The 4,095-nt window shown below is 72.0% G+C and carries 4 protein-coding genes and 1 pseudogene; 1 reads left to right on the top strand and 4 read right to left on the bottom strand.

Features of this window, described 5'->3' with window-relative positions; all coding sequences use genetic code 11:
- The 4 genes and pseudogenes from ACIY1X_RS10400 to yaaA all read right to left on the bottom strand — a co-directional run.
- Positions 1-357 (bottom strand): annotated as a pseudogene (locus ACIY1X_RS10400) (NADPH-dependent 7-cyano-7-deazaguanine reductase QueF); the annotation flags it as partial.
- On the bottom strand, positions 354-1,244 hold the full coding sequence (locus tag ACIY1X_RS10405; RefSeq protein ID WP_399680322.1) for an alpha/beta fold hydrolase: 891 nt from the start codon (positions 1,242-1,244) through the stop codon (positions 354-356). The pseudogene ACIY1X_RS10400 and the gene ACIY1X_RS10405, both read right to left, overlap by 4 nt.
- Positions 1,241-2,101, bottom strand: coding sequence for a 2OG-Fe(II) oxygenase (locus ACIY1X_RS10410; protein ID WP_399680324.1), 861 nt, complete (start codon positions 2,099-2,101; stop codon positions 1,241-1,243). Before ACIY1X_RS10410 ends, ACIY1X_RS10405 begins: the two co-directional genes overlap by 4 nt.
- 174 nt (positions 2,102-2,275) lie before the next feature.
- Complete coding sequence (yaaA, locus tag ACIY1X_RS10415) at positions 2,276-3,058, bottom strand: peroxide stress protein YaaA (protein ID WP_399680326.1); 783 nt, start codon at positions 3,056-3,058, stop codon at positions 2,276-2,278.
- Positions 3,059-3,175: 117 nt separating this feature from the next.
- Between yaaA and ACIY1X_RS10420 the strand changes: the two genes are divergently transcribed.
- Positions 3,176-4,095 (top strand): class I tRNA ligase family protein (locus tag ACIY1X_RS10420; protein ID WP_399680327.1); only part of this gene is annotated, 920 nt, incomplete at its 3' end.

Genomic DNA, 4,095 nt, shown 5'->3' on the forward strand with positions numbered 1-4,095 from the left:
GCGCAGGCGCTCGCGCACCGCCTCGGCGTCGGCGAAGGCGCTGCCGTTGAAGCTGTTGAGGTAGAGCTTGAAGGACTTGCTCTCGATGATGTTGGGCGACTCGCAGGGGATGGTGAAGTGCGCGATCGCCACCTGCGGCTTGCCGCGCGGGTTGAGCCACGAAACCTCGAAGGCGCTCCACATGTCGGCGCCGAAGAAGGGCAGGCGCGGCGCCTCGCCGGGCGGCGGCGGCGCGATGCCCAGCGCCTGCCGCTGCGGCGCGCGCGACAGCGGGAACAGCAGCGAGGGGTCGTAGCGGTCCACGTAGGCCGAGCTGCGGCCCAGTTGCGACTGCTCGGGGGTGTTGCCGATGCTCATCTGGCGTCCACCGCCTGCAGGAAGGGGATCATGTGCGCCAGCAGCGCCTCCTGCGCGCCCGGCGGCAGGTCGTGCGCGAAGCCGGGGATGGCCTCGAAGCGCGCGCCGGGGATGCGCCGCGCGGTGTCGCGCCCGCAGGCGATGGGCACCAGCGGATCGGCGTCGCCGTGCAGCACCAGCGTGGGCGCGGTGATCTTCGGCAGCACCTCGCAGCGCAGGCCGGTGTCGGCGCCGATGGCCAGCATCTGCCGCACGATGCCCTCGGGCCGGTAGCTGCGGCGCAGGCCGATGGCGATGCGCTCGCGGTTGGCGGCCTCGTCGAAGGGCCAGCCGGGGCTGGCGATCATACGCACCAGGCCCAGCGAGTACTCAACCAGCGACGCCTCGTCCTGCGATCGGGGCCGGCGCATCAGCGCCGAGCCCACCTCCGGCCGTGGGCCGGGCAGGCCGCGCGCGCCGCTGGAACTCATGATGCTGACCAGCGAGCGCGTGCGCTGCGGCGCGGTGGCCGCCACGCGCTGCGCGATCATGCCGCCCATCGAGGCGCCGACGATGTGCGCGTCGCGGATGTCCAGCGCATCGAGCACGCCGATGGCGTCCAGCGCCATGTCCTGCAGGGTGTAGGGCGCGCGCACGGGCAGGCCGATCTTCTGGCGCAGCGCCTCCCACAGCAGGTTGCGCCGCCGCGCGCCGTCGAAGGACTGCGACAGCCCGATGTCGCGGTTGTCGTGCCGCACCACGCGGTAGCCGGAGCGCACCAACCCCTGCACGAAAGGCTCGGGCCAGGCGATCAACTGCATGCCCAGGCCCATGATCAGCAGCACGACCGGGCCGTCGCCGCCCGTGTCCTCGACCTCGATGGCGATGCCGTTGGCGCTGACCTTCACCTGAACTCCCGCTCGCGCAGCCACTTGGTGGCGACCCACTTCTCGCCCGCCAGCACCGGCGCGCCGCCGTGCAGGGTGCGGGTGGCCGGGTCGGGCCGGTCGTAGCTGAAGAAGACGCCGGTGCCGCGCACCGGGGCGACCTCCAGCCCGATGTCGGGGAAGGTGGTGGCCCCGCCCTGCTCGGGCTCCTGCAGGTACATCACCAGCGTGCCCACGCGCTGCCCGCCGCGGCGCAGGATGGTGGGCGTGCCGGGCTCGCGCGGGTCGAAGTAGTCGTAGTGCGGGCGGTACTGCGCGCCGGGCACGTAGCGCAGGATCTGCAGGCCCTCGCCGAATTCGAGCGGCCAGTTCAGCAGGCGCGCGATGCGCGTCTCGATGCGCTGCACCGTCTCGTTCTCGCCGCGCTCGAAGAACATGCCCTCGCTGGTGCGGTCGACGTTGAGCGTCTCGCCGCCGGTCTTGGTCTCCACGGTGAGCGAGCGCGCCAGGCGGGCGCGCGCTGCCGCGATCAGGGCCTCGCACTCCTCGCCGCCCAGCAGGTTGCCGAAGACGACCACGCGCGGATGCTGGACGGTCTGCAGCACCTGCACGCGGCGGTCGCCGGCATCGATGTACAGCGGCGCGCCCTCCAGGTCGGGGCCGGGCATCTCGGTGCGCGCGGGGCCGGCCGGCTCGGCGGGCGCGGCAACGGCCGGCGCACCGCCGAGCGCGGCGCGCTCCACCTCGGCCAGCGCCGCGTCGGTGGCGTCGTCGCGCCACCCGGCAGCGTGCATGGAGGCGCGCAGCGCAGCGACGGAATGGCCCGCCGCAAGCTGGGCGACGATCCATTCGCGCAGTTCGGGACTGATCGGTTGCATGTCAATGCTCCTGGGCAGCGCCGGGCGTCGGCGCGACCTCGCAGCCCATGAGGCAGGCGGCCGCGGAGCAGGCCATGCGAGGACACGCGCGGAACCGGCTTGGCCGGGCCGCCGAGTGTGCCCCCTCGAAGGGGGTTGGCGAAGCGACACGAAGTGCGCGAAGACTGGGGGTGGTCATTGTTTTCTTCGGAAAACCAGGCGTTCGGGCGTCGAGGCGGCGGGCGCGAAAGCGTAGCCCTCCAGGTCGAAGCCCTCCAGCCGGCGCGGCGTGCCGGCCTTGTGCTGGATCGCCCAGCGCGCCATCAGGCCGCGGGCGCGCTTGGCGAAGAAGCTGATGATCTTGTACTGGCCGTTCTTCCAGTCCTCGAACTGGCACTCGACCACGCGCGCCTTCAGCGCCCGGCGGTCGACCGCGCGGAAATACTCCTGCGAGGCCAGGTTGACGATCACCGGCGAGGCGTCGGCGGCCGCGCGCTCGTTCAGGTAGCCGGCGATGCGCTCGCCCCAGAAGGCGTACAGGTCCTTGCCGTGGCGGTTGGCCAGCGGCGTGCCCATCTCCAGGCGGTACGGCTGCAGGCGGTCCAGCGGGCGCAGCACGCCGTACAGGCCGCTGAGGATGACGACGTGCGCCTGCGCCCAGGCGAGCTGGGCGGGCGTCAGGCTCCTGGCCTGCAGGCCGCCGTACACGTCGCCGTCGAAGGCGAGCGCGGCGGGCCGGGCGTTGGTCTCGGTGCCGCGCGGCTTCCAGGCGGCATAGCGGGCCACGTTGAGCGCCGCCAGCTTGTCCGACAGGTGCATCAGCTCGGCCACCTGCTGCGGCGACTTCCCGCGCATCAGGCGGATCAGCTCGGCCGCCGGGCTGCGCGGGCCCTCGAACACCGGCTGCGTGGCCTCGATGCCGGCGGGCAGGGGCGATTCGTAGTCCAGTGATTTGGCAGGCGAGAGCAGGAAGAGCATCGCGGGATTATCACCAGCGGCCCGGGGCCGCAACCCCCTCGATAAAATCGCGTGTTTCCCCCGATTCCCCTGGCGCGGCGCGGCCCCTGCGGCCGCGCCGCGCCACCCTTTCACGCCATGAGCGACACCCCTGCCCAACCCGGCCTCCAGAGCCTCGCCAAGTCCTTCGAACCCGCCGCCATCGAGGCACACTGGGGCCCCGAGTGGGAGCGCCGCGGCTACGCGCGGGCGGGCTTCCGCGGCACGCAGCAGCCGAAGGACGGCGCGCCCTCCTTCGCCATCCAGCTCCCGCCGCCCAACGTGACGGGCACGCTGCACATGGGGCATGCCTTCAACCAGACCATCATGGACAGCCTGACGCGCTACCACCGCATGGCGGGCGCGAACACGCTGTGGGTGCCGGGCACCGACCACGCGGGCATCGCCACGCAGATCGTGGTGGAGCGCCAGCTCCAGGGCCAGGGCCAGAACCGCCACGACCTGGGCCGCAAGAACTTCGTGGCCCGCGTGTGGGATTGGAAGGAGCAGTCCGGCAACACCATCACCCGGCAGATGCGCCGCATGGGCGACACGGTGGACTGGAGCCGCGAGTACTTCACCATGGACGGGAAGCTCTCGAAGGTGGTGACCGAGACCTTCGTGCGCCTGTACGAGGAGGGCCTGATCTACCGCGGCAAGCGCCTGGTGAACTGGGACCCGGAACTCAAGAGCGCGGTGAGCGACCTGGAGGTGGAGAGCGAGGAGGAGGACGGCTTCCTCTGGCACATCGCCTACCCGCTGGAGGACGGCTCGGGCACGCTGACGGTGGCGACCACGCGGCCGGAGACGATGCTGGGCGACGTGGCGGTGATGGTGCACCCGGAGGACGAGCGCTACGCGAAGCTGGTCGGCAGGAACGTGAGGCTGCCGCTGGTGGACCGCCTGATCCCCGTGATCGCCGACGACTACGTCGACCGCGCGTTCGGCACCGGCGTGGTGAAGGTCACGCCCGCGCACGACCACAACGACTACGCCGTCGGCCAGCGCCACGGCCTGCC

It is taken from the genome of Xenophilus sp. (genome assembly GCF_044462705.1).
Lineage (GTDB): Bacteria > Pseudomonadota > Gammaproteobacteria > Burkholderiales > Burkholderiaceae_C > Xenophilus > Xenophilus azovorans.